This window comes from Sphaerisporangium siamense, from assembly GCF_014205275.1.
Classification (GTDB): domain Bacteria; phylum Actinomycetota; class Actinomycetes; order Streptosporangiales; family Streptosporangiaceae; genus Sphaerisporangium; species Sphaerisporangium siamense.
This window is the reverse complement of the sequence record NZ_JACHND010000001.1, coordinates 7,115,001-7,139,449: the sequence shown is the minus strand read 5'-3', so window position 1 is coordinate 7,139,449 and position 24,449 is coordinate 7,115,001. Positions and strand designations below refer to the sequence as shown.

At 74.0% G+C, this 24,449-nt stretch carries 17 protein-coding genes; 5 read left to right on the top strand and 12 right to left on the bottom strand.

What is annotated here, in order from left to right; translation table 11 throughout:
* Positions 1-31: 31 nt before the first annotated feature.
* Positions 32-676 (top strand): CatB-related O-acetyltransferase, encoded by a 645-nt coding sequence (locus BJ982_RS32525; protein ID WP_184889661.1) that lies wholly within the window; start codon positions 32-34, stop codon positions 674-676.
* A 58-nt stretch (positions 677-734) separates the two neighbouring features.
* Positions 735-1,430 carry a hypothetical protein gene (locus tag BJ982_RS32520; protein WP_184886414.1) on the top strand — a complete coding sequence of 232 codons (696 nt, stop codon included), beginning with the start codon at positions 735-737 and terminating at the stop codon, positions 1,428-1,430.
* Positions 1,431-1,516: 86 nt separating this feature from the next.
* On the opposite strand, the gene BJ982_RS32515 is transcribed toward BJ982_RS32520, so the two are convergent.
* The 3 genes from BJ982_RS32515 to BJ982_RS32505 form a co-directional block, all read right to left on the bottom strand.
* A complete protein-coding gene (locus BJ982_RS32515; protein ID WP_239122850.1) occupies positions 1,517-3,484 on the bottom strand; it encodes a sensor histidine kinase in 1,968 nt (655 codons plus the stop codon).
* Between the two features lie 120 nt (positions 3,485-3,604).
* Positions 3,605-5,659 (bottom strand): sensor histidine kinase, encoded by a 2,055-nt coding sequence (locus BJ982_RS32510; RefSeq protein WP_184886410.1) that lies wholly within the window; start codon positions 5,657-5,659, stop codon positions 3,605-3,607.
* 157 nt (positions 5,660-5,816) lie between these two features.
* Positions 5,817-7,028, bottom strand: coding sequence for an MDR family MFS transporter (locus tag BJ982_RS32505; protein ID WP_184886408.1), 1,212 nt, complete (start codon positions 7,026-7,028; stop codon positions 5,817-5,819).
* Positions 7,029-7,106: 78 nt separating this feature from the next.
* Here BJ982_RS32505 and BJ982_RS32500 point away from each other — a divergent pair, with 78 nt between their 5' ends.
* Positions 7,107-8,072 (top strand): ArsR/SmtB family transcription factor, encoded by a 966-nt coding sequence (locus tag BJ982_RS32500; RefSeq protein ID WP_184886406.1) that lies wholly within the window; start codon positions 7,107-7,109, stop codon positions 8,070-8,072.
* Positions 8,073-8,088: 16 nt separating this feature from the next.
* Here BJ982_RS32500 and BJ982_RS32495 read toward each other — a convergent pair whose 3' ends face one another.
* Complete coding sequence (locus BJ982_RS32495) at positions 8,089-9,519, bottom strand: expansin EXLX1 family cellulose-binding protein (RefSeq protein WP_184886404.1); 1,431 nt, start codon at positions 9,517-9,519, stop codon at positions 8,089-8,091.
* Positions 9,520-9,842: 323 nt separating this feature from the next.
* Here BJ982_RS32495 and glnA2 point away from each other — a divergent pair, with 323 nt between their 5' ends.
* Complete coding sequence (glnA2, locus tag BJ982_RS32490; RefSeq protein WP_184886402.1) at positions 9,843-11,204, top strand: gamma-glutamylpolyamine synthetase GlnA2; 1,362 nt, start codon at positions 9,843-9,845, stop codon at positions 11,202-11,204.
* A gap of 70 nt (positions 11,205-11,274) precedes the next feature.
* On the opposite strand, the gene BJ982_RS32485 is transcribed toward glnA2, so the two are convergent.
* From BJ982_RS32485 to BJ982_RS32470, 4 genes are all read right to left on the bottom strand, one after another.
* Entirely contained in the window at positions 11,275-12,540 is a 1,266-nt protein-coding gene (locus BJ982_RS32485) for an RNA polymerase sigma factor (protein ID WP_184886400.1), read from the bottom strand.
* On the bottom strand, positions 12,537-12,860 hold the full coding sequence (locus BJ982_RS32480; protein WP_184886398.1) for a YciI family protein: 324 nt from the start codon (positions 12,858-12,860) through the stop codon (positions 12,537-12,539). Before BJ982_RS32480 ends, BJ982_RS32485 begins: the two co-directional genes overlap by 4 nt.
* A 53-nt stretch (positions 12,861-12,913) precedes the next feature.
* Positions 12,914-13,522 (bottom strand): dihydrofolate reductase family protein, encoded by a 609-nt coding sequence (locus BJ982_RS32475; protein ID WP_184886396.1) that lies wholly within the window; start codon positions 13,520-13,522, stop codon positions 12,914-12,916.
* Between the two features lie 165 nt (positions 13,523-13,687).
* Entirely contained in the window at positions 13,688-14,581 is an 894-nt protein-coding gene (locus BJ982_RS32470; protein ID WP_184886394.1) for a hypothetical protein, read from the bottom strand.
* 666 nt (positions 14,582-15,247) lie between these two features.
* On the opposite strand from BJ982_RS32470, the gene BJ982_RS32465 reads away from it, so the two are divergent.
* Complete coding sequence (locus BJ982_RS32465; RefSeq protein WP_184886392.1) at positions 15,248-15,985, top strand: hypothetical protein; 738 nt, start codon at positions 15,248-15,250, stop codon at positions 15,983-15,985.
* A 54-nt stretch (positions 15,986-16,039) separates the two neighbouring features.
* Here the strand turns inward: BJ982_RS32465 and BJ982_RS32460 are convergent, their stop codons facing one another.
* The 4 genes from BJ982_RS32460 to BJ982_RS32445 all read right to left on the bottom strand — a co-directional run bounded on the left by BJ982_RS32460 (position 16,040) and on the right by BJ982_RS32445 (position 24,440).
* A complete protein-coding gene (locus BJ982_RS32460) occupies positions 16,040-17,818 on the bottom strand; it encodes a TRAFAC clade GTPase domain-containing protein (protein WP_184886389.1) in 1,779 nt (592 codons plus the stop codon).
* Positions 17,818-20,457 (bottom strand): GAP1-N2 domain-containing protein, encoded by a 2,640-nt coding sequence (locus BJ982_RS40715; protein ID WP_184886387.1) that lies wholly within the window; start codon positions 20,455-20,457, stop codon positions 17,818-17,820. The genes BJ982_RS32460 and BJ982_RS40715 overlap by 1 nt, the downstream gene beginning before the upstream one ends.
* Before the next feature lie 180 nt (positions 20,458-20,637).
* A complete protein-coding gene (locus BJ982_RS32450) occupies positions 20,638-21,810 on the bottom strand; it encodes a TRAFAC clade GTPase domain-containing protein (RefSeq protein ID WP_239122849.1) in 1,173 nt (390 codons plus the stop codon).
* A 62-nt stretch (positions 21,811-21,872) separates the two neighbouring features.
* On the bottom strand, positions 21,873-24,440 hold the full coding sequence (locus BJ982_RS32445) for a SaeA-related protein (protein WP_184886385.1): 2,568 nt from the start codon (positions 24,438-24,440) through the stop codon (positions 21,873-21,875).
* Positions 24,441-24,449: the final 9 nt, after the last annotated feature.

The window sequence follows — 24,449 nt, the reverse complement described above, 5'->3', positions numbered from 1 at the left end:
CGACATCTCTTCGGAAAGGAAACGATTCGTGATGCCCGTTCCTGCCGATCCGACCGTGGTGCACCCCATGCCCGAGCAGCCCCGAGTCGTGCTGCTCAAGCCGCTGGTCACCTCGCCGCTGATCGAGGTCGGCGAGTTCTCCTACTACGACGACCCCGATGATCCGACCGCCTTCGAGACCCGCAACGTGCTGTACCACTACGGGCCGGAAAAGCTGATCATCGGAAAGTTCTGCGCGCTCGGCGAGGGCGTGCGCTTCATCATGAACGGCGCCAACCACCGCATGGACGGACCCTCGACGTTCCCTTTCCCGATCATGGGCGGGGGCTGGGCCGGGCACTTCGACCTCATCGCCGGCCTGCCCGGACGGGGTGACACCGTGGTGGGCAACGACGTCTGGTTCGGCTACCGGTCCATGGTGATGCCCGGCGTCCGCATCGGCCACGGCGCGATCGTCGCCTCAGGCGCCGTGGTCGTCGAGGACGTGCCCGACTACGGCATCGTCGGCGGAAACCCGGCCCGGCTCATCCGCCGCCGCCACAGCGACGCCGACATCGAGCGCCTCCTGGCCCTGGCCTGGTGGGACTGGCCGCTGGAGCTCATCACCGAGCACCTCCGCACGATCATGTCCGGCACCGTCGACGAACTGGAGAGAGCGGCCGCCGCGCGGATGTGAGCCGGTGCGTTGGCCCGCCGCCAGGGAGCAGACCGTTCACGACACAGGAGGACATCAGATGACCGGCCATGACTCCCTTGCGGACGGCGAAGTCCGGGATCCCTTCGGTACGTTGCGCCGGGCATTGTGGATCGGGGGTGGACAGTGGGCCGGGAAGTCGACCGTGGCCCGGCTCTTGGCCGTCGAGTACGGCGTCACCGTCTATAACTACGACTACCACGACGCCCGCGGTCACAACGCTCGCCGGATCGCCCGTCGCGTCGGGCTCGGCGAGCCCGCCGCCGAGCCCGACCCGGACAAGGTGTGGGTGCACACCACCCCGGAAGCGATGGCCGCCGCGACCCTGGCCGGTTTCCCGGAGCGGTTCGAGTGGGCCCTGGACGACCTGCGCGCGCTCGTGTCAGGCCACCCGATCATCGCCGAAGGCTGGGGACTGCGCCCCGAACTCGTCGCCCCCATCATCGACTCACCGCGCCGGATGGTCGTCATGGTGCCCACGCCAGAGTTCCGCCGGCACCAACTGCGAGAACTACCGCGCGCCGCCTCGCTCGGGCACCGCCTCAGCGATCCGGCCCGCGCGCAGGCCAACCGCCTCACCCGGGATCGCCTCGTCGCGGAGGACGCCGTCCGCACCGCCCGCCGGCTCGGCATCCGCGTGATCGAAGTCGACGGTTCCGGCGACGCCGCCGCGATCGCGGGCATCGTCGCCGACCATTTCAGCCCCTACCTCCCAGAGCAAGATCGCAAGTCCTGATCGGCAGAGGCGTTCCGACACCCGACGTCACCGTGACCGGCCGCCGCCGATCTTGAGGATTCGGCGTGTTCTCCCGGGGCGGTCGGTCACAGGGGGAGGACCGCTTCGACGACGGTGCCGCCGCCGGGGGCGGGGGAGGTGGTGCAGGTGCCGCCGAGTTCGGCGGCGCGTTCGCGCATGGAGTGGAGGCCCACTCCGGCGCGGAGACGGTCGGGGAGGCCGGCGCCGTCGTCGCGGACGCGCAGGCGCAGGACGTCGGCGGCGCGGTCCAAGGTGATGACGGCGCCCGCGGCGCGGGCGTGCCGGCGCACGTTGGTCAGGGCCTCCTGGACGATGCGGTACGCGGCGACCTCCACGGCGGCGGGCAAGGTGGCGAGGTCGCCGAAGGTCTCCACGAGGGTGGGGGGCGGCCCTTCCGCGGCCAGGGCGCGCACGGCCCCGGCGAGGCCGAGGTCGTCGAGCGCGGGCGGGCGCAGGCCGTAGACGAGCTGGCGGATGTCGCCGGACACCGCGTCCATGCCGGTGCGCAGGTCCCGAAGAAGCGTGTCGGCCGAGTCGGGGGACTTCCTCAGGCTGCTGCGGGCCATGTTGATCGTCATCGCCATCGTGGACAGGGTCTGCCCGAGCCCGTCGTGCAGGTCGCGGCGCAGGCGGCGGCGCTCCTCCTCGCGGGCGCTGAGGATCTGGTGGCGGGAGCGTTGCAGGTCGGCGGCCATGCGGACGGCGTGCGCCACGTCGGCGGCGTACGGGGCGAGCGTGCCGATCACCCGTTCGTCGTGCGCGGCGGCGAAGCGGCGCGGTCCCGGCGGCCCGAGCAGCAGGCGGCCGACGGTCTCGCCGTGCCAGACCAGCGGGATCCGCCGCGGCGCGTCGCCGACGTGGCCGCTCTCGACGTACGCGGGCCTGCCGCCCACGACCTCGACCGCGGCGCCCTGGACGGCGAGGCCGTCGCGCAGGACGGCGACGACCGAGGACAGCGCGTTGGCGGGGTCGGCGCTGCTCACCTCCTGGGTGAGCCGGTCGGCCAGCAGCCGCGGATCGCCGACCCGGCCGTACATCGCCCGGTCCACGAGGCGCTGGAAGGTCCGGCGCAGCGGCTGGAAGAACGCGCCCGCGAACAGGGCGGCGACCAGCCCGCCGATCTGGTGGCGTCCGGACACCACGAGCCCGGCGAGCCCGCCGGCCCCGAAGTAGATGCCGCTGACCACGGCGATGATGCCACCGGCGACGACGGCGCGGCTGACGATCGTGTCGATGCCGTACAGGCGGTAGCGCATCACGGAGAACGCGATCGCGACGGGTATGAGCGCGGCCCACAGCACGGCGAGGAACCAGGCCCGCTCGCCCATCAGCAGGAAGACCACGTACCCGGTGAGCGCGACGAGGGGCCAGGCGATCTGACGCCGGGTGACCGGGTCGGCGCGCCGGAAGCGCACGACCAGCGAGAGCAGCGCCAGCACGACCGCGCCGAAGATGCCGATCCAGGCGATCTGGCTGATCAGTTCCTGGTATGGCCGCAGCGCCTCGATGGCGAGGGGGTTGGCCACCAGGGCCGGTCGCCGGGTGTTGATCGGCGCGGGCCTGGTGAACGCGCGGAACAACTCCAGGCCGGTGGCGAGGAGGCCGAGGGCCACGACCGCCCGCCAGCGGCGTGAGGGCAGCCGTCCGTCGGGGGAGAGGAGCGGCAGCAGGACCGCCAGGCAGAAACCGGCCGCGAACCATCCGACGAGGGAGAGGTAGCGGATGTACCCGGCGAGTATCAGGTCGCCGTCGGCGGCCAGGCGGAGGGTCATCATGCCGAAGAACTGGTCCATCGCCGCGCCGAACCCGCCGCCGCACATCAGCCACGCCATGATCAGCCGGGGCCGGTGGAAGACGAGGAACGCGCCGACCGGGGGGATCGTGAGCCCGGCGGCGAAGTCGGGGTTGGCCGGGACGTCGGGCCGCCATGCCCCCGGGAGCCTGATGTAGATGATCAGCCCGGCGATGACCATGAAAGGGGACGCCACCGCCGTGACGACGGCCACCGCGCGCGCCGCCGTGATCCTGACCATTCCGTGCACCTTTCCCTGGGCCGGTACCGTTCGCGTGGTTTCCGGCATCACCGAATTATGGGCCGACAAGAAGCGATATTTCGTCCATTGAGCCGTGTCGGGTCGCCCCGGCCGTCCGGGTCACGCCCGGCCGAGGGCCTCCAGCCCCGCAGCCTGGAGGAACGTCTCCGGGCGCGGAGGCGTCTCCGGCGGCGGCCCCGCTGGTCCGCCGGACTCGGGGGCGGGAGCCGAGTCCTCCGACACGGGGAGCACGACCTCGACCACGGTCCCCTCGCCGGGCGCGGAGGTGACCGCGCAGGTCCCGCCCAGCTCGGCCGCGCGCTCGCGCATGGACGCCAGCCCCACGCCCCCGCGCGCGTCCGGCGCGAGCCCGGCGCCGTCGTCGCGGACGCGCAGGCACAGCGCCTCGGGGGAGCGGGACAGCTCCACCAGGATCGAGGAGGCCCGGGCGTGGCGGCGGGCGTTGGTCAGCGCCTCCTGCGCGATCCGGTAGGCCGCCACCTCGACCGCCGCGGGCAGCCCGCCCAGGTCGCCGCGCGCCTCCACCCGCGCGTCCGGCTCGGCCAGGCGTCCGACGGCCAGGGCGAGGCCGAGGTCGTCCAGCGCGGGCGGGCGCAGGCCGTAGACCAGCTCGCGGATCTCCTGGGTGATCCGGTCCATGCCGCCGCGCAGCCGGGCGAGCAGCGGCTCGGCCGACTCCGGCGAGTCGCGCAGCAGCTTCCTGGCGACCGTGACCGACATGGACATGTCGCCGAGGGCCTGGCCGAGGCCGTCGTGCAGGTCGCGGCGCAGGCGGCGGCGCTCCTCCTCACGCGCGGCGAGGATGCGCTCGCGTGAGCGCTGCAGGTCGGCGGCCATGCGCGCGGCGTGGGCCACGTCGGCCGCGAACGGCGTGAGCGTCGCGATCATCCGCTCGTCGTAGGCGCGGGGGAACCGGCGCGGGCCGGGGCGGCCGATGAGCATGCGGCCGACGGGTTCGCCGTGCCAGACCAGCGGCACCTCGCGGGGCGCGGCGCCGACCGTCCCGATCGCCACGCGCCCGGGACGCCCCCCGGCCACCTCCACGGTCACGCCGGACACGTTCAGGCTGTCGCGCGCGGTCGCGACCACGGCCGCCAGCGCGCCCGCGGGGTCGGCGCTGTGCACCTCCATGGTGAGCCGCTCGGCCAGCCGGCGCGGGTCGCCGCTGTGCCCGTAGAAGGCCAGGTCGACGAGCCGCCGCAGCGCGCGCCGCAGCGGCTGGAACGCCGCGCCCGCGAACAGGGCGGCGGCGAGGCCGGCGAGCTGCCCGAGCCCGGCCGCGACCAGGCCGAGCGTGCTGACCGCGAAGTAGACGGCGCCGACCGCGCCGACCAGCCCGGCCGCGATCAGCGTGCGGCTGACCAGCGTGTCGATGCCGTACAGGCGGTAGCGGGTCACGGCGACCGCCACGGCGACGGGGATCGCGGCCGTCGTCAGCATGGCGGGCACGGAGAACGGCATCCACTCCTCCACGGCCCAGTTGGCGGCGACCGCGTACAGCAGCCAGCCGATCTGGCGCCGGCCCGCGGCGTCCGTGGTCCGGAAACGGTCCAGCAGGGACAGCAGGCACAGGCCCTCGGCGACGAGGTACCAGTCCACGTCCGGCGCGGCGGTCAGCTCGGCCAGCGGCGCGAGGAAGGGGACCGCGAGGGGGTTGGGGGAGCCGGGCGCCGAGGGCCGCACGACGTGCAGGAACGCCAGCACGACGATCGTCCCGACGGCGAACACGGCCACCGGCCGCCAGCGGCGGGAGGGCAGGCGGCCGTCCGGGAACAGCAGGGGGATCAGCAGGTCGACGCAGACGATGCACACCGCGCCCATGGCGGCGTTGTAGTCGCCGATGAGGGTCACGGACGTCCGGTCGCCCGCGAGGTGCGCCTGCTCGTAGAAGCCCTGGGACAGGCAGAGCGTCGCGGTGGCGAGGCCGCCGCCGAGCATGAGCCACGCCGGCAGCAGGCGGGGCCTGCGCAGCGTCAGCAGCAGGCCGAGCAACGGGTAGGCCACGCCCACCACGTCGTCGCCGGTCACCACGCCCGGACGTATCCGGTCCGCCACCGGAATCTGCAGGCGCACGGCCAGCCCCGCGGCGACGATCGTCGCCGACGCGGTCGCGACCGCCACCGCGGTCCAGCCCATCCATCCAAGCCGCCGCATGCCCCGTCCCCCTCTGCGCTCCCAGGTCCGTGCGGGAGGCATCCGGAAAGTATGGGACTTCGTATAACGCCCGATCAATGACCGGTTGATATCGCATTTCAACTGATACGCGGTACTTAATGGGAGGTGACGGCTTTGCCGGGGCGGGGCGGACCGGTCAGGCGGCGGAGCGGCGGCGGATCGCGGGCGCGATCGCGAACTGGCCCGCGGCGGCGACCAGCCCCACCGCGCCCACCGAGACCCACAGCGCCTCATGGCCGATCGCCAGCAGGCGGGTGCCCGCCAGCGGCGCGAGCAGCCCGCCCGCCGACCAGGCGAACCCGAACAGCCCGCTGTAGCGCCCGCGCAGGTGCGGCGGGGCGAGCGCCGCCACCACCGCGCCCGCCATGCCCGCCGTGATCACCTCGCCGAGCGTCCACACCGCGACCGCCGCCGCGTACCCCGCCGTCGTCGACACCAGCGCCATCAGCGCGAACCCCGCGCCCACCACGGCCATGCCCACCGCCAGCGTGCGCCCGGGGTCGTGCCTGTTCAGCCACGGCCCCACCAGCGGCTGCACCAGCACGATCAGGATGCCGTTGACCGAGATCGCCAGCCCGTAGGCGGTGGTGGACAGCCCCTGCCCGGCGACCGCCAGCGGCAGCGTCGAGTACGCCTGCAGGTAGACGAACGCGTACAGCAGCGAGGTGACCACGAACACGACCATCAGCCGGTCCTTCAGCGCCTCGCGGAACCCGCCCGCCTGCTCCGCGCGTTCGGGCCGGGTCTCCGGCACCGCCCGCCACACCAGGAAACCGAAGATCAGCGAGGACACCGCGTCGATCCAGAACAGCCAGACGAAACCCGCCTGGGCCAGCGACCCTCCGGCGATCATGGCCACCGCGAACCCCAGGTTGATGGCCCAGAACAGCAGCCCGAACGCGCGCGGCCGGTCGTGGGCCGGGATCAGGTCGGCCACCAGCGCCTGTGAGGCCGGCCGGTAGGCGTCCACGACCAGGCCCAGCACCGCCATCACCGCCACGATCGCCGGCAGCGACGTGCTGTACCCGAGGAGGATCATGCACGCGGCCGTCGCCAGCATGCCGCCGGTGAGGGTCGCCCTGCGTCCCACATGGTCGGCCAGCCAGCCCGCGACGAGCTGCGAGAACAGCGACCCCACCCCGAACACCGCCAACACCAGGCCGGCCGTGGCCAGGGACATGCCGTGCGCCTGCGTCAGGTAGACGCCGATGAACGGCTCGACCATGGTGCCGAGCCGGTTGACGAAGGTGCCGCCGAACAGGACCCAGAAGGCGCGCGGGAACCCTCCGATCCTGGATCCGAGCAGGGACGACGGCTTGGGGCGGGGGCTGTGGGTTCGGGTGGTCACGCGGACAAGCGTTGAGCCTCGGGCGTGTGCCGTGCCAATCTTTTAGCGCACACTAAAACGTCGGGGGGCGGTGCCGTAATGAGCGTCGAGTGGCGGTTCGCGGCCGGCGACGTGGCGCGGCTGCGCTTCGCCTTCTCCCCGATGTGGGAGCTCGTGGCCAGCCTGCGCGTGCTGCACGCCCCCGCCCGCCACTCCGTGCACCTGCCCTGGCTGCGCGCGGTACGGCCCCGGCTCGGCGCGCTCGACCTGTCCGAGCTGCTCGCCCTGGTGCCCGCGCGCGGCTACATGGCCGACTTCCTCACCCCGCCGCCGGACACCCCCCTTCCCGACTTCGCCGCCGAGCTCGACCGCGTCCGAAGGGCCGTCCCCGAGAAGGCCGCCGAGGAGGCGGGACGGGTGGAGACCCCAGACCGGCAGGCCATCGCGCGGTTCCGCGCCGACCCGGTCGCGGGGGTCCGCCGGGTGGCCGGCACGCTCGACGCGTACTGGGAGCTGGCCCTCTCCGAGTTCTGGCCGCGCGTGTACGGCCTGCTGGAGGCCGACGTGATGTGGCGGTCACGGCGGCTCGCCACCGGCGGCGCGCACGAGCTGTTCGCCGACCTGCACGCCGCCGTCCACTGGCACGGCGACCGGCTGACCACGACCACCGGCGGCTGCGGCCACTCCGGCGGGCTGGGCGGCGACGGCCTGCTGCTCGTGCCGAGCGCGTTCCGCTGGCCCGACATCGCCACCATGACCGCGCCCTACCATGCCATGCTCGTCTACCCGGCCCGCGGCATCGGCACGCTCTGGGACGACGGTCCGCCGCCCGCGCCCGAGGCCCTGGCCTCCCTCATCGGCAGGACCCGCGCCCAGCTCCTGCTCTCGCTGCGCGACCCGGCGTCCACGACGGCGCTGGCCCGGCGCATGTCGCTCACGCCCGGCGCCGTCTCGCAGCACCTGTCCGTGCTCAGCGGCAACGGCCTGGTCGCCCGCCGCCGCCTCGGCCGCGAGGTCCTCTACCGCCGCACCCCCACCGGCGACGCCCTGGCCTGCGGCTCCTGAGCGCGGTGCCGGGAGCTCAGCAGAAGAACGGCGGCGCGGACGGCAGGGCCGCCAGCGGCACGGGACCACCCGGCAGGAGCGTCTCCGGTCGTCGCGGGTCGCCCGGGTGGCCGGTCCGTGGGAACGGCGCGGTGCCGTCCGCGCCGCCATGCGAGCCGCCTTCCGTGCCGCCGTCAGTGCTGCCGTTCAAGGCCTCGCCCCGCGCCCGGCCGGCGGACCCGTAAGGATGCGGGGCCGGCGTCGCCGCGACCGGACGGCCCTCCTGCCCATGGGAGACGGCGCCCGGCCCGTGGGCGACCGCACCGGACCCCTGGGCGACCGTGCCGGACCCCTGGGCGACCGTGCCGGACCCCTGGGCGACCGTGCCGGACCCGTCGGCAGCCACGCGGGGCCTCTGAGACGGCCCGCGAGGTTCCTGGGCGGGCGCGCCGGATCCGGGGTTCCGCGCGCCGCCCCGGGAACCGGGATCCCGCGAGGCCCCGTGGGGCTCGGTCGCCGGGGAGGTCGTGGTCTCCCGGGGCGCCGCCGCGTCGCCGTCCGCGGGCGGCGACGGCTCGGGCGAGGGGACCGCCGCCGCCCGCCTGCCCGTGGCCGTGCGCGTGGGAGGAGGCGGCGACGCCTCCGCCGGGGCGTACAACCGGTACGGGGTGCGCTGCAGCCCGCCGCCGGTCAGGCGGATGCCGGAGGCCGTGAGCCGCTGGCCGTACACGTCGGTGATCCGCACGACGAACGGGCCGGGGCCCGCGCCGCGCCCGGCGACCCAGTAGTTGCCCGCGTCCCGCGACAGCTCCACCCAGCGCCCGTCGCGCAGGACCTCCAGCCGCACCAGCGGGTTGCCGTGGTCGACCACCTGGATGGCCAGCCGGCGCGCCGAGGACCCCTGCCTGAGCCGGAACGCCACCGGCATCGCCACCGCCGGGTTGCGCACCGTGCGGTACCCGACCGGCACCACGCGCCGCCCCGGGGAGGCGATGCGGGCGTACGCCGGGCCGCTGAGGTCCACCTCGCCCGGCGCGCACGTCCGGCACCGGCCCACCACCTGGACGCGCACCACGCCCAGCGGGCCCGCGACGTCCAGGTACGCCCCGCAGGCGGCCGAGCCCGCGTACTCCTGCGCCGACACCGCCGCGAGCAGGCCGTCCCTCACCGCGCCCGCCAGGGAGCACTCGTCCCCCGGCCGTGCTCGCGGCGGCAGGGACCCCGCCGCGAGCCCGCGCACCCCGCCGCCGTACGGGCCGGTGAGCGTGGTCGCGCAGGCGGCGTTCCTGCCGGTCTGCGCGCCGAGGGCGACCAGCGCGAGCGCCGCGGCCGACGAGACGGCCCAGGCGAGGCGCCGCGCCACCGCCGTGTGCAGGAGGGCGGACGCGCGCCGCCCGAGGCCGGCCGGACGCCGCCTCAGCGGAGCCCGCGGGGCCGGGCGCCGGACGTGCCGTCGATCCGCGTTCATTGCCGACTCCTCGCGCCGAGGTCACCCTTGACGAATACAGAACGAGATCATGCAGTCACATTACGTGATGACCGCCCGTATCCGTGATACACCCGCCGATGACGTTCCGCCGCCCGCTCAGGCGGGCCGTGTCCAGAACCGGAAAGGAGCCGCGATGCGGGTCAAGGGCCGCGCGGGACGCGCCGCGACGGGCCCTCGTAACGTGTCCGAAATCTCAAGCGGGCAGACTGGTAGATGACCAGACATGTCTTCCGCCGACTCAGCAATCGGCTCAGCGCGACGACGATGGTGTTCACGATCACCGTCCGGCAGAAGGGGATGCCTTGGACCGCCAGCAGGAGTTCGTGCTCCGCACGCTCGAAGAACGCGACATCCGGTTCATCCGGCTGTGGTTCACCGACGTCCTCGGGTTCCTCAAATCGGTGGCCATAGCGCCCGCCGAGCTTGAGGGGGCGTTCGCCGAGGGCATCGGCTTCGACGGCTCGGCGATCGAAGGCTTCGCCCGCGTGTACGAGTCCGACATGCTGGCCAAGCCGGACCCTTCGACGTTCCAGATCCTTCCCTGGCGCAGCGAGACGCCGGGCGCCGCCCGCATGTTCTGCGACATCCTCATGCCGGACGGCTCGCCCTCGCACGCCGACCCGCGCTGGGTGCTCAAGCGCACGCTCGCCAAGGCCGCCGACATGGGCTTCACCTTCTACACCCACCCCGAGGTGGAGTTCTTCCTGCTGAAGGATCGCCCCGAGGACGGCCGCAGGCCGGTGCCCAACGACTCGGGCGGCTACTTCGACCACACCCCGCACAGCTCGGGCCACGACTTCCGCCGCAACGCGATCATGATGCTGGAGGCCATGGGCATCTCGGTGGAGTTCAGCCACCACGAGGGCGCCCCCGGCCAGCAGGAGATCGACCTGCGGTACGCCGACGCGCTCACCACCGCCGACAACATCATGACCTTCCGGCTGGTCATGAAGGAGGTCGCGCTGGAGCAGGGCATCTGGGCCTCCTTCATGCCCAAGCCCTTCACCGAGTACCCCGGCTCGGGCATGCACACCCACATGTCCCTGTTCGAGGGCGACCGCAACGCCTTCTACGAGCCCGGCGCCGAGTACCAGCTCTCCAAGATCGGCCGGTCGTTCATCGGAGGGCTGCTCCGCCACGCCGCCGAGATCACCGCGGTGTGCAACCAGTGGGTGAACTCCTACAAGCGGCTGTGGGGCGGGTCGGAGGCCATCGCCGGGCAGGGCGGCGAGGCGCCGAGCTACATCAGCTGGGGCCACAACAACCGGTCCGCGCTCGTGCGCGTCCCGATGTACAAGCCGCACAAGGGCAACTCCACCCGCGTGGAGTTCCGCTCGCTCGACTCCGCCTGCAACCCCTACCTCGCCTACGCGGTCATCCTCGCCGCCGGCCTGAAGGGCATCGAAGGCGGCTACGAGATGCCGCCCGGCGCCGAGGACGACGTCTGGGCCCTCACCACCGCCGAACGGCGCGCCCTCGGCATCGCCCCGCTCCCGCAGAGCCTCGACGAGGCCATCACCACCATGGAACACAGCGAACTCGTCGCCGAAACCCTGGGCGAACACGTCTTCGACTTCTTCCTCCGCAACAAGCGCGCCGAATGGAGCGACTACCGCCGCCAGGTCACCGAGTTCGAACTCGGCCGCTACCTGCCCGTGCTGTAGCCGCGGCGCGGAGCCGGTCTCGCCGGGCCGTACGGTCCGGGGCCGGCGGCGTGCGTCCGCCCGCGCCGTCTCATCGGCTCTGGGCCGTGTGTGGGCCGTCGGGCCGCAGTTGGTCGCGGCGGCGGGTGAGGTAGGCGGTCTCGCCGGTGTTGCCGGCCAGCTCGATGGCCCGGTCGTAGGCCGCGCGTGACTGCCGGCTCCGGCCCAGCCGGCGCAGCAGGTCGGCGCGGGTGGCGTGGTAGGCGTGATAGCCGGCCAGCGCCTCGGCGAGGCGGTCGACGATGGCCAGTGCCACCTCCGGCCCGTCGAGCTCGGCCACGGCGACGGCCCGGTTGAGGGCGGTGATCGGCGAGGGGGCGAGGCGGACGAGCTGGTCGTAGAGGGCGAGGATCTGCGACCAGTCGGTGTCGCGGATGTCGCGGGCGGAGGTGTGCACGGCGTTGATCGCGGCGAGGATCTGGTAGCGACCCGGAGCCTCCCCGGCAGCGGCGGCGGCCAGGCGCTCGCGCACCAGCCGATGACCTTCGGCGATCAGTTCCGCGTCCCAGGCGCCGCGGTCCTGCTCGGCCAGGGGGACCAGTTCGCCGCCGGCCGAGACCCGGGCGGGGCGGCGGGCCTCGATGAGCAGCATCAGCGCCAGCAGGCCGGCCACTTCTCCGTCCTGCGGCAGGAGCGCGCGGATCAGGCGGGTGAGCCGGATCGCCTCGGTGGTCAGGTCGTGTCGTACGGGATCGGTGCCGGGGCCGCTGGCCAGGTAGCCCTCGTTGAAGATGAGGAACAGGACGGTCAGCACGCCGGAGACGCGTGCCGGCAGATCGTCGGCGGACGGCATCCGATAGGGGATGCGCGCCGCCTTGATCTTGGCCTTCGCGCGGGTGACGCGCTGCTCCATGGTGGTCCCCTGCACCAGGAAGGCGCGGGCGATCTCGGGCACGGTCAGGCCGCCGACCATGCGCAGCGTCAACGCCACGCGCGCTTCCACCGCCAGCGCCGGGTGACAGCAGGTGAAGATCAGCCGGAGCCGGTCGTCGTCGATGGCGCCGAGCGGCTCGGGTGGGGTGTCGCCGTGCAGTGTCCGCGCCTCCTTGTGCTTGTCGTCGCGCTTGTGCTCGCGCCGGATCCGGTCGATGGCCTTGCGGCCGGCGGTGGTGGTCAGCCACGCGCCCGGGTTGGGGGGCAGGCCGTCGGCCCGCCACCGCTCGACGGCGGTCGCGAACGCCTCGGCCGCGGCCTCCTCGGCGATGTCGAGGGCGCCGAAGCGCCTGGTCAGGGCGGCCACCACCCGCGCCCACTCGTCGTGGTGGGCCCGGGTGATCGCCTCCTCGACGTCGCTCACAGGAACGGCCGCACCTCGATCTTGCGATCGCAGACCTTGGACGCCTCGGCGGCGAGCTTGAGCGCCACGTCCAGATCGGGGGCCTCCCACACCCAGACGCCGGCGAGGTACTCCTTCGACTCGACGAAAGGCCCGTCGCTGAACACCGCCTGCTCGCCCCGGTTGTCGATGACCGTGGCCGCGTCGGTGCCGGCGAGTCCGCCCGAGAAGACCCAGTAGCCCTCGGCGATCAGTCGTTCGTTGAACGCGCTGATGGCAGGCCGCCTGTCCGTGCTGCCGGGATCGCTCTTGTCGTCGATCACGGAAACCAGGTATCGCATCTGAAAGATCATCTCCTGTGGTGTCAGGACAGCGTGGTTCGGTGGCAGAGGCTTCAGGCCGACGCGTACCGCGGGCGTCCGGCCGGCCGGTGGACCTGGATGGTCACGCCCTTCGAGTCGACCCGCGACTCCACCAGGTCGAGCGCGAGATCCAGACCGGTCTGCGGGAACAGTCTCGCGCCCTGGCCGAGGATCACCGGGACCACGATCAGAGTCATCTCGTCGACCAGGTCGTTCTCCAGCAGCCACCTGGTCAGGGTGCCACTGCCCTGCACCTGCAGCTCACCCCCGGGCGTGGCCTTCAGCTCACCGATGGCCGCCGCGAGGTCACCGCGGAGAACGGTCGTGTTCTCCCAGCGCGGCGCGGTGAGCGTGGTCGAGGCGACGTACTTGGGGGCCGCGTTCAGGGCCGCGCCGATGGGGTGTGCGCGCGTCTGGTCGGTTGACCCCCACGAGGTGAACAACTCGTAGGTGCGCCGGCCGAACAGGAACGCCTCGGCGCGCTGGGTGGTCCGCGTGATGAACGTCCTGGTCTCGTCGTCACCCGCCCCCCGGGCCCATCCGCCGCGCTCGAATCCGTTCCTGCGGTCCTCATCCGACGCGCCGCCGTTTCCCTGCATCACTCCATCGATGGTGACCTGAGTCATGGTCGTCAGCTTCATGATCGCGGTTCCTATGCCTTGGCGCCGCCCCGTGCGGGCGGCCTCACCCCTGCTACGAACACCACCGCCCCGATCCGACACCTCCTCCCGGACTTATTCGAAGATTTTTCCGGGGACGCCGGTCGTCGGTTCGGGGGGTTCTGTATGTCTTGACACGTGGGGGTGTCAGCGTACCCAGACCTTGCTGTAGAGGCGGTAGCTGATCGGTTTCGTGCCGGTGTCGGGGATCACCAGGATGACGCCGAGGTCGGATTCCGCGGTCTTCACGCAGGCGAGCGTGCTGTCGTCGTCGAAAGCGTCCGGGGCGAACGTGGTGCTCCAGCCGGTCGCCTGCTGGCATTCGTACTCGCTGGGCAATTCCCAGTTGCCTCGCCGTGTGCTCCACGCGCCGTATTTCTCCACGCGCGCCACCTTGGCGCCGTTCACCGGGGCGAGCCGGCCGCTGATGTGGTCGTAGGACAGGTCGGCGGCGATTCCCGAGCGCGACTTCTCCAGGTCGACGTTCGTGTGGGGGCTGGTCTCGAAGAAGGTGAACTCCTCGACGGCCAGGCGCGCCGCGTCGTGGGCCTCGCCGACCCTGGACGGCGGCCCGTTGTCGGTGACGGTGATGGTGGAGCCGGGGGCCGCCTCGATCGTGACACGGTTGCGCTCGATGTCCTGCACGAAGCGGCCGTCCATCGTGATGCGCATCTTGCGTCCGCTGCCGATCTGGTAGGCGTGGCACCTCTTCGGCTCGGCGCCCTGGCAGATGACGACCTGCGTCACGTCGGCCGGTTCGGGAGGAAGCGGGTCGCCCCGCAGGTCCTTGACGGCGCCGGCGCTGATGGTGAAGACGCCGATCGGCGTCACGATCTTGGGCGATTTGGCGTTGACGCCGATATTGCCGGCGGTGTCGATGAAGAACTCGATCGGCAGAAGCGGCGGCTGATAGGCGATATGCCCCATTGGTACCGGGCCGCCCCTGCCGTCCGCGTCGCCGAGAGGATTACCGGTCGAACAGGCCGCCAGTGAAATCAGGCAGGCGGCCAAAATGGGTGATAATGCCCGGCGGATCGGCACGTCGGCCTCCTTGGTGCGCCCGAGGGGGGTGTCAGGCTATTGCCTGCGCCGACATGATCGCCACGTTTCCCGGCCCCATTCAGGGTGCCGATCATTTGTGCGCGGCAGGCCGATCCGAATTTGACACGGTCCTTCTCTCGCGGGTCATCTCTGCCATTCGGAAAAGCGAAACACCATTTCCGGGCGCCCGTTCCTTCGCCGCCGCCGTGCCGGGCCGTCGCGCGGGCGCGCCGTTCCGTACGGGGCGCGGCCCGGGCCGTGGCGGGGCTCGCGCCGGCGGGTCCGGGCACGTGCCGGGCCGTTCGCGGGGCGCGGCGATTGCTCGCGTGCGGGTTTCGGCTCGACGGGAATGGGCACAGGGGTCGCCGTGGTTGCGCCTGACGGTGCCTTGGCGGTCGTTCGGCCGGACGCCATCCGGTCGTCCGATCCCGGTGGGCGCGTGCCGGTGCGGTCCTTCGCCCGGCGTCACGCCTCCGTCACCGCGGGCTAACGGTCCCGTCATCGGCCCCTGGTTCGATGAGGGGGCCGATGGGGTGGATTAAAATGGAACGGTATAGAGGGTTATTCGCGGCATAAGCCGCATGTGCACTGATTCACGGCATTGGTGGTATTGAAAATATGCAGGCTTGCGCTCCAGGTCCTGGGGAGCAGTGGGGGGTGCCCGGTATGACGACGTCCGCGGGTTTGGAGACCGGTCTCACGGTCCCGGCCCGCTTCCGAGGTCCCGAGGGGATGGCCAACGGCGGCTGGATCGCCGGAACGCTCGCCGGCACCTTCGCGGAAACGCTGAACGGCCCGCACGCGGTCGAGGTCACGCTGCGCCGGCCGGTCCCCCTGTCCACAGCCCTCGACGTGTCCCACGTCGCCAACTCCGCCTCGCTCTCCCACGAGGGGCAGGTGCTCGCCGAGGCGATCCCCGTCGCCGAGGACGTCACGCCCCCGCCGTTCGTGCCCTTCGCCGACGCCGCCCGGGCCGAGGCGGGCTTCGCCGGGTTCTCCGGCGAACACCCCGTCCCCGGCTGCTTCGTCTGCGGCCTGCGCCACCCCGGCGACGGCCTGCGCCTGTTCCCCGGCCCGGTCGAGGGCACCGGCGTCGTGGCGGCGGGCTGGCGCGTCCCGGTGACCGTCACCGACGAGGGCGTCGTACCCGACGCGGTCGTGTGGGCGGCGCTGGACTGCCCGTCCGGCTGGGCGCACGCCGGCAACGGCGGCCCCGGCCTGCTCGGCCGCATCACCGCGCAGGTGTTCCGGCGCGTGTACCCGAACGGCACGTACTCGGTGGTGGCCCGCGCCACGGGCCGCGACGGCCGCAAGCTCTTCGGCGAGAGCGCGATCTACGAGGTGGACGGCGCCCTGGTCGCCGCCGCCAGGACCACCTGGATCATCCCCGCCCCGGCCGCCTGACCCGCCGGGCCGCGCGACCGCACCCCCGGCGGGCCCCGTGCCCGCCGGGACCGGTCACGAGGCGATCACGATCGCGCCGAGCAACGACCACGCCCGGGCGGCCAGGAACGCCAGCGTGGCCGCGCACAGCAGCAGCGACGCGCCGAACAGCGACCGGCGGAACAGCCGGTAGCCCAGCGGCGCCCGCCCGGCGGCGGCCTTGACCGGGTTCCACGGGCGCCGCAGGTCCGTCAGCGTCAGCTCCTCCTCGTCCGCGCCGGCGTCCTTCTCCGGCGCCGCGTGCGGGGAGGCGTCCGAAGGAGCGCCGGGCTCCGGGACCGGCAGGCCGGTGAGCCACGCCAGCAGCCGCCCGATCGCGGCGGTGTCGGCCGGCAGCCCGGAGGACAGGTACCGCACCTCCGCCGCCGTCCTGGCCAGATCCCTGACCATGTTGCCGAGCCCGACGCCGTCGAACCACGCGGGAAGGTCGTCCGCGTCGTGGCCGACGGCCGTGCGGCGCAGCAGGTCGGCCTTGGTGACCACCACGGCGACCCGCTTCTGCCGCCCCCCGTCCGCCCGCGCGGCCAGCTCGTTGCGCACCCGCTGGAAGGTGTCGGACGGATCCTCCGGCGACAGCACGACCCCGGCGTCCTTGAGCGTCCGCCGCTCGGCCTCCGACAGGCCGCGCTGCACCAGCGGCAGCGCGAACGGGTCCACGACGATGAGCATCGCCTCGCCGTGGGCCAGGTAGCTCATCGCCTCCACCTGGGCCGCCCCGGTGAACCCCTCGCCCGACGGGTCGAACAGGTACAGGATGCGGTTGCCGCTGCGGGGCTTGGCGCCGGGCAGCGTGATGTCCACCATGGTCGCCGACGGCGCCCGCGTCGTGGTCTTGGACACCTTGCCGAGCCGCAGCTCCTGCCGCAGCCGCGAGAACGCCGCCTCGTCCCCCTGGACGACGAACCCCGCCCGCCCGCGCGCCTCCCGCACCACCCCGTGCAGGGCGTTGACGGCGAGCACCATGAACGTCGTCTTGCCCGCGTCCGGGCCGCCGACGAACGGCAGCGGCTCGATCCTCGCCCGGCCGATGCGGTGCGGCAGCGCCCGGTCGCATTCCGGGCAGTACGCCTGCAGGCGGAACCGGCCGAGCACGATGGCCGTGGGCAGCCGGGTACCGCACCGGCACACGTGCCGGAACGCGCCGTCCCGGTTCGGCACCAGGCGCCGGTGGCGCTCGCCGCAGGACGGGCAGGCGTACTCGGGCAGGGCGAACCGGGCGTAGCACTGCGGGTGCGGGCAGGTCTGCAGGATGCGCCGGATCAGCATGAGGACGCCCTCAGCGCCGCGCACGAGAAGGACGCCCGCCGCCCACAGCAGCATGCCCGCCCCGCACACCACGGCGTACGCCGCCGCCACCGCGGCGGCGGCGGCCCCCAGCGGCACCGCGGCGACCGCGACGCCGACCACGACGGCCAGCCACACCGGCACCAGGAAGAAGCCCTGCGTGTTGCTCATCAGCCACCGGGTGAGGGTGCGGAGGGTACGGCGCACCGTCCGCCAGATCGCCGGGACGGCGAAGCCCGCGACCCGCCACCAGTCCTGGCCCGCCTGCCCGAACAGGTAGTGGCGGAACGCCGGGTCGCGTGTCTCGCCCGCCTCGCCCGGCACGGCGGGGGACGGGCCGCCCGCCGTCGCCGGCAGCAGCACCTCCCCGGCGCGCACGTGGTAGTGGACGGCGCCGGTGAGCGTGGCGGCGACCACGCTGAGCACGCACACCACCGGGAACGCGTACAGGAAGCCGAAGTACATGCACGCGGCCCACAGCGCGACCAGGAAAACCACGACGAGCGGCATCAGCGGTCCCCGCGCTTCCGCCCCCGGCGGCCCCGCGCCGCGTCCCGCAGCTCGCGCAGCCCCGCCAGCAGCTCGGTGTCCCGCCGGAACCGGGCCTCGGCCGAGCCGAACATCGACCAGCCGCTCAGCCGGGACCGCGCCCAGGAGTCCAGCTCGGGCACCGTCTCGCCGGCCAGGTGCAGCCGCACGGCGACCTCCAGCAGGGCGGGCTCCTCCTCGCGGGGCGTCCGGGCCGCGACCCAGGCGCGCGCCAGCACGCTCCGCGCCTCGTCCGGGAGCCGCCTGACCACCTCGGTCCTGAACCGCGGGTCCCGCTCCGCCACCGCCGCCGCCGCGACCTCCCACGCCGCGGCGTGCAGCTCCTCGTGTGTCTCGCGGGCCAGCTCGTCCAGCCGCACGAGTAGCGCGGCGGCGTCCGGCGGGTCCGCCGCCTCGCGCACGCCCGCGGCGAGCAGGACGGCCTCGGCGTCCTTGGCGGGATAGCCGGGTACGGCGCCGCGCACCTGACGCGCCAGGCGCACGGTCTCGGGGTCCTCCAGACCGGCGGCGAGAAACGCCCGGGCCGGGACGTCCCCGAGCACGGGCACATCCCCGAGCACGGCCCCGGCCCCCTCGACCAGCGCCGCCACCTCCGCGACCCCCGGCGCCCGCGCCCAGATCTCACCGATCCCCGCGTCCCGCCCGCCCACCACTCCACCGCCCTCGCGCCCCGCCCCTTCCGCGCGGCTTCCCGGGCCTGTGCCGTCGCGGCCTCCCACCGCTCCGGCGAACCTGGGCTCCTCCGATCCCGCCCCTTGCGCGTGATTCCCCGGGCCTGTGCCGTCGCGGTTTCCCACCGCTCCGGGGATCCTGGGCTCCTCTGAACCCGCCCCTTCCGCGCGGTTGCGCGCGTTCGTACCGTTGGTGAGCTCGGCCTCCTCGGTCGCGGGGCGGCTCCGTGCGGCGGCGGGATCGTCCGGGGGGACCAGGCGGAGGAGTTCTCTGGTGGCCTCGACGCGGGACAGTCGCTGTCGGCGGGCCAGCGACCGCACCACGGCCGTCCCTGTGCGCGGGGCGTGTGCGAGGTCGCGGGCCCATAAGCGCTCGCACACCTCGTCGGTGAGCATCCGCGTCCTGACGTCGTCGTCCGACTCCTCCAGGCCCGCCACGACGCCCGTGACCGCGGTCTCGCGGAGGTGCGGGGGCAGGCGTTCCAGCAGCCGGGCGAGGTCGCCGAGGCCGTCGCGGACGAGCGTCCGGGCCGCCCGTTCGAGGTCGGCGGCGGTCACCGGCGCGCCGACGGCGTGCGCGGTCCGTACCGCACGGCCGAGTTCCTCCAGGTCACCGACGGCGGCCAGCGCGCGGGCCGCGTCCGGGGCCAGCGACGCGCGCGTCTCCGGCAGCCGCGCGGGCGCCGGCGCCGGCAGGGCGGGGTCGGCCAGGGCCAGGGCCGCGCACCGCAGCGCGCACCGCTCGGCCGTCTCGGCGGGCGCGTGCGCGCGGACGGCGGCGGCCAGCTCGAACCCCATCCGTCCGGTCGCGCGCGCCAGGTCCTCCCACAGCCAGTCGGGCAGGTCCCGGGACAGGCCGCGGGCGATGGCCGCCTGCTCCTCGGCGGTCACGGTCGCGTCCCCCCGGCAGAAGGCCAGGAGCGCAGCGCCCATCTCCGGCTCGAACGCCCGCCCCCCGGGCACGCCGTCCGAAGCCCTGCCGGACGGCACGCCAAGCTCACCCGGTCCGCCGGCCTCGGCCCCCGCGCCACGCCAGGCGAGTTCGCTGATCGCGTCGATGCCGTCGAGGTCGCCGCGCCGCCAGCAGTCGGCCACCGTACGGGCGAAGCGTCCCGGCGCGGGCGCCGCCGCGTCCGGGGGGTCGTCGAGCCGGAGGACGGCGGCCTTGATGTCGGCGGGCAGCCACACGTCGGGGGTGGTGCCGACGACGAGGTGCGGCGCGGCGGCCGGGTCGGCGCTGTAGGTGAGGAACGACAGCCGGGCCGCGACCGGCCAGGGCAGCGAGTAGGAGAGGACGGAGATCCAGCGGACGATCTCGTCGGTGTCGGCGCTGACCAGCACGAGACGGCCGTGGCCTCCGGCGAGGGCGAGCGTGACCGTCTCGAGCAGCCCTCCGAGCCGCGCGTACGCCGCCGCGCCGCCGGAGGCCAGCCAGGCGGCCAGCGCGTCGGGGTCGGCGCCGTCACCGGGCGGCAGGTCGGACAGTTCGGGCAGGTCGGCGCCCGGGGAGGCGGGGACGTCCTGCCACAGGGGTGACCCCCATAACTCGACCGGACGCAGCCCCGTCATCTCCTCCTCGGTCGCCACGATCGCGTGGCCGAGGAAGTTGCCGTACCGCCCGGAGTAGTCGCGGCCCAGGTAGACGCATCGGGTGAGAACGCTCAGCTCGCCATGAGAGCGGGAGGAACCCTCGGGGGCGCCAGGGTGGCCGGCCGTGCCGAGGGAGCCGTAGGCGAGGGCGACGGGCATGCGGGCGATCTGCTCGGGGGACGGCGCCAGCGGGGCGCCGGGCGGCGGCTTGTAGGCGAGATGCCGGGCGATCTTGTCGGTGAGCCCTTGAGGCAGCCCCGCCGATTCGGCGACGAACTGGAACCCCGCCCGCCCCGCCGGCCCGGCCTCCACCGACGTGAACTGCAACTGCCACGCCACGCCCTCACCCCCGCCCTTGTAACCCAGCCCAAAGCCCCAGAAAGCTCGTGTGTGAGGGCGCGCCGGTGCTCTGGAGGAGGGCGCAAGGGTGAGGAACGATCCCTTGCGCCCGACGACGGAAGAGCACCGGCTCAAAGGCGCCCGCACACCGCGACGCCGGAGGCGGCGCCATGAACACCGTCACCGGCGCACCCCCGTGAGCATGCCGAATCTGTGGAGGAGCCAGAGCAAGGGGTCTTCGACGCGGTAGGGGCGGACGCCGCCGGGGGCGACGGTGTCGTCGCCGGGGATGCCGCCGAGGGCCGAGAGGCCGAACAGGGCGAAGTCGGTGAAGTGCTGACGTAGGTAGCGGTCGACCATGCCGGCCTCCCATTCGTCCATGAGCGCCCGCACCTGCTCGTGGACGGCGTCCCTGTCGTCCAGGTCGAGGGTGCCGGAGGGGGTGCGGGCGCGGTGCAGCGCGGACTGGGCGTCCATGGTGTCCTGCAGCGCGTCGATCTTGCTGAGCGCCACGGCGACGGGGACCTTCAGCTTGCCGGAACCGGCGCGGTCGCGCAGCAGCTCGGCGACCCGGCTGATCACGTTGATCGGGTCGCTGTCGGGGTCGCCGGCGTTGACGCCGCCCCGCGCCGCCGCCGTCCCGCTCAGCGACGCCTTGGCCCCGGGCAGCTCCAGCGGGTCGACCAGGAAGATGATCGCGTCGGCGGCGTTGAGGTAGCGCAGGTGGGTCTCGGTGGACTCGCGGCTGCGCAGGTCCTCGCCCGCGGTGTCGAAGAACACCAGCGTCAGCGACATGGTCTTGGTGCGCAGCCGTCCCGGCACCGTGCGGGTGAGCAGGTAGACCAGTGGGTCGCGCGGCTCGGTGGCCGCCGGCCGGGTGGTGCTGAGCAGGCGGTGCTCGCCGTACAGGGGGCGGGCGAAGTCCTGTTTGTAGCGGGCGATGGTGCGGTCGTCGCAGGCGACGAGCGAGGCGTCGAGCTCGGCGCCCACCCGGTTGGTCAGCTCGTGCAGCAGCACGGCGATGTAGGTGCTCTTGCCGGACCCCTTGGCGCCGACGAGGGCGACGATCCTGCCGGGGTTGGCGCAGTACTCGGCGGGCAGCCTGCTGTGGCACTCGGGGCACACCCGCCAGCCGGTGGAGCGGCGGCAGGTCGGGCAGTCGGCGCGGCGGCCCGGCCTGCGCACCGAGAACACGGGCGGGAGGTAGGCGGCGGCGGAGGAGCCCAGATATTCGGCGAGGGTCTCGTCCAGGCGCGCCTCGCAGCCGCCGCCGAGCCCGGCCCGGCCCGCGCACCGGAACGCGATGCGGTCGCGGTCCAGCCGGGCGAAGCAGAACGGGCAGGTGATGGTCACGCGGTCACTTCGCCTTCTGCCGTCGATTCGGTGGTGCGGTGGGGGAGGGGGCGGGCACGTCGTCACTCCACCTTCAGGCGGCGGACCGGCGGGTCGATGAGGGCGACGCCGCCCGCGCGCCCGGGGCCGCCGTCCTCGGCGCCCTCGGCGAAGCAGCGCAGCCAGTACGGCCTGGCCTGCCGGGGGACGGGGACGGTGAGCCGGGCGGGCACCGCGAGGTCGGTCCAGTGGTCGAGCAGGACGCCGTCCTCGGCGGTCGTCGGCTGGACGTGGCCGGGCTTGAGCACCAGCGACAGACGGCGCAGCAGCACCGGCCGCTCGGCGGTGACCTCGACGACCACCGACCGCTTCCAGGCCGGGCCACGGTACGTCACGTCGTAGTGGACGGGTATGCGACCGGGCAGGTCGAACCGCGCGGCGGGCCCGCGCACCCGGGTGCCGCGCACCAGGGAGGTGGCCATGACCTCGATGACGACCGGCTCGCTCTCGGGGACGTCGAACCGCACCCCGCCCCGGGCCCGGTAGGCCGCCGAAGTGACCGGCAGGCTGTGCCCGTTCCACATCACCTCGACCTCGGTGACGTCCTGAGGCCACTCGAAGCCGACGAACACCGTGCCGCCCCGCCGCGTGGCCGTCAGCTCGGTCGGCGGCACGAGGCTGATGTGGTCCAGGTGCCCGCCGACCGTCGCCAGCTCGCCCGCCACGGTGACCGCGACGAGCACGCTGCGGCCGGCCCCCGGGCGGATGGCCTGGCCGTCGCGGGTCGGGATGGACGGGATCGCCCGCCCGGCCGCGCGCAGCTCGGCGAGCGCGAGCGTGGTGCCGACCGGCCACGGGGGCGGGACGTCCAGCGCGACGAACTCGACCGCACCCTCGGGCGGCTCCTCGTAGCGGACCAGGAACGTGCCGGGCGCGGCCGGGTCGGCGCGCAGCGTGAAGCCGGTGACCGGCCGGGGACGCCCCTGCGGGGTGACCGCGCGCCGCACGCCCGGGGTGACGGCCTCGCCGTCCTGCCCGGGGTAGACCGCCGAGACCACGTAGGTGTAGGTCGTGCCGTTGACCACGTCCCGGTCGCGGAACCCGGTCTCGCCGGCGGGGACCGGCAGCCCGTCGCGGGTGACCCGCACGCCCGCCGCCTCCGCGGGCAGCCTCCAGGTGCCGGACACCACGCCGTCGCCCGCGCCGAGGGCGACCTCCGCGGGCTCGGGCCGCACGATCAGGGTGGCCGCCACGGCGGGCATCGCCACGGCCTCCTCGCGCCGCGCGACCACCGCGTACACCAGCGGCACGTTCACCGGCGGGCGCTCGTCGCGGGCGGAGGGACGCTCGGTGCTGGTCACCACGGTCCCGTTGCGCAGCACGTCGTACACGACCCGCCCGGCCCGCGACGGCGAGGGCTGCCACACCAGCCCCACCCCGCCGCCCTGGACGCTCACCCGCACCGCCCGCGCCGGGTGCGGGGCGAGGCGCAGCAGCAGCTCGCTCGCGCCCGGCAGGTCGGGCACGCGCCGCAGCGCGTCGCGCAGCGCGATCCAGGCGTCGTCGGGGTCGAGGGCGGCCCGCGCCCGGTCCCTGAGCCGTATCGCGCTGGCGAGCCTGGCCCTGACCTCGGTGGCCAGCTCGGCGGCCTCGCCGGTGAGCGCGGCGGCGTCGAGCGCCCCGGCGAAGTCGGCCGCCGCGTGGATCTCGCCGGCGTCCACCAGCTCACGCAGCCGCGCCGCCGGGCCGGTGACGACGCCGCCGCCCTCGGCGCGCACCGCGAAGACGAGGCGTCGGGCGTCGCCGACGTCCAGGTCGAGCTCGGTGGTGGCGTGCCGCAGCAGCGAGTCGTCGTAGGGGTGTTCGCGGAGGCGTTCGCGCAGCCGGGACACGATGTCGTAGCGGACCAGCGTGCCGGGGTCGGGGGAGTTGCGCAGCGCGGCGATCACGGTGTCGGCGCCGACCGTCCACGGCCCCCGGGTGCGGGCCGCCCAGTACCGCTCGGCCTCCTCCAGGGCGTCCTCGACCGGGACCGCGCCCGGCACGGCGAAGCCGTCCAGGACGCGCATGCCCGCGCACCGGTCGCCGTACAGGAACCGGCCGAGGTGGGCCAGCCCGAGCGTGTCCAGCGCCTCGCGGGCCCGTGCGTACCCCGCGTACGGGGCCGCCTCGGGCAGCGTGTCCGGGTCGCCGACCTCGATGGAGCGCTCGGCCGCCAGCCGCAGCGCCTCCTCGTGGCCGACGCCGCTGGAGCGGGCGATGGTGGCGAGCAGCGCGGGCGACAGCATGCGCAGCGGCCCGGCGGCGTCGGCGAGCCGGGTGGCGGCCTCCGACAGCCTGCGCGCGGCGCGGTGCTCGGACTCGCCGAGCGCGTCGCGCAGCGGCCGCAGGTCGCCCTCGGCGGCGGCGGAGAAGAGCGGCGCGAACCGCGCGTGGTCGGCCTCCAGCCGGTCGGCGAGACGCTTGTACTTCAGCATGCCGCGCGCCCGGCGCCAGCACTGGCGCACCTGCTTGACGGTGCCGGTGACGTCGGCCGCGGTCATCGCCTCGTGAAGCTGGTAGCGGATCCGCAGGTCCTCCGGAGGGAGCCCGCCCGCCTCGCGCGCGGGCTCCAGCACCTCACGGGTGTACCGCCGCTCGTCGAAGGCCATAGCCGCCCG

Bases quoted from the DNA above. Each gene is read 5' to 3' on its own strand.
- BJ982_RS32525 (WP_184889661.1), top strand. From the start codon at position 32: ATGCCCGTTCCTGCCGATCCGACCGTGGTGCACCCCATGCCCGAGCAG.
- BJ982_RS32520 (WP_184886414.1), top strand. From the start codon at position 735: ATGACCGGCCATGACTCCCTTGCGGACGGCGAAGTCCGGGATCCCTTC.
- BJ982_RS32515 (WP_239122850.1), bottom strand. From the start codon at position 3,484: ATGGTCAGGATCACGGCGGCGCGCGCGGTGGCCGTCGTCACGGCGGTG.
- BJ982_RS32510 (WP_184886410.1), bottom strand. From the start codon at position 5,659: ATGCGGCGGCTTGGATGGATGGGCTGGACCGCGGTGGCGGTCGCGACC.
- BJ982_RS32500 (WP_184886406.1), top strand. From the start codon at position 7,107: ATGAGCGTCGAGTGGCGGTTCGCGGCCGGCGACGTGGCGCGGCTGCGC.
- BJ982_RS32495 (WP_184886404.1), bottom strand. From the start codon at position 9,519: ATGAACGCGGATCGACGGCACGTCCGGCGCCCGGCCCCGCGGGCTCCG.
- BJ982_RS32480 (WP_184886398.1), bottom strand. From the start codon at position 12,860: ATGCGATACCTGGTTTCCGTGATCGACGACAAGAGCGATCCCGGCAGC.
- BJ982_RS32475 (WP_184886396.1), bottom strand. From the start codon at position 13,522: ATGAAGCTGACGACCATGACTCAGGTCACCATCGATGGAGTGATGCAG.
- BJ982_RS32465 (WP_184886392.1), top strand. From the start codon at position 15,248: ATGACGACGTCCGCGGGTTTGGAGACCGGTCTCACGGTCCCGGCCCGC.
- BJ982_RS32460 (WP_184886389.1), bottom strand. From the start codon at position 17,818: ATGCCGCTCGTCGTGGTTTTCCTGGTCGCGCTGTGGGCCGCGTGCATG.
- BJ982_RS32445 (WP_184886385.1), bottom strand. From the start codon at position 24,440: ATGGCCTTCGACGAGCGGCGGTACACCCGTGAGGTGCTGGAGCCCGCG.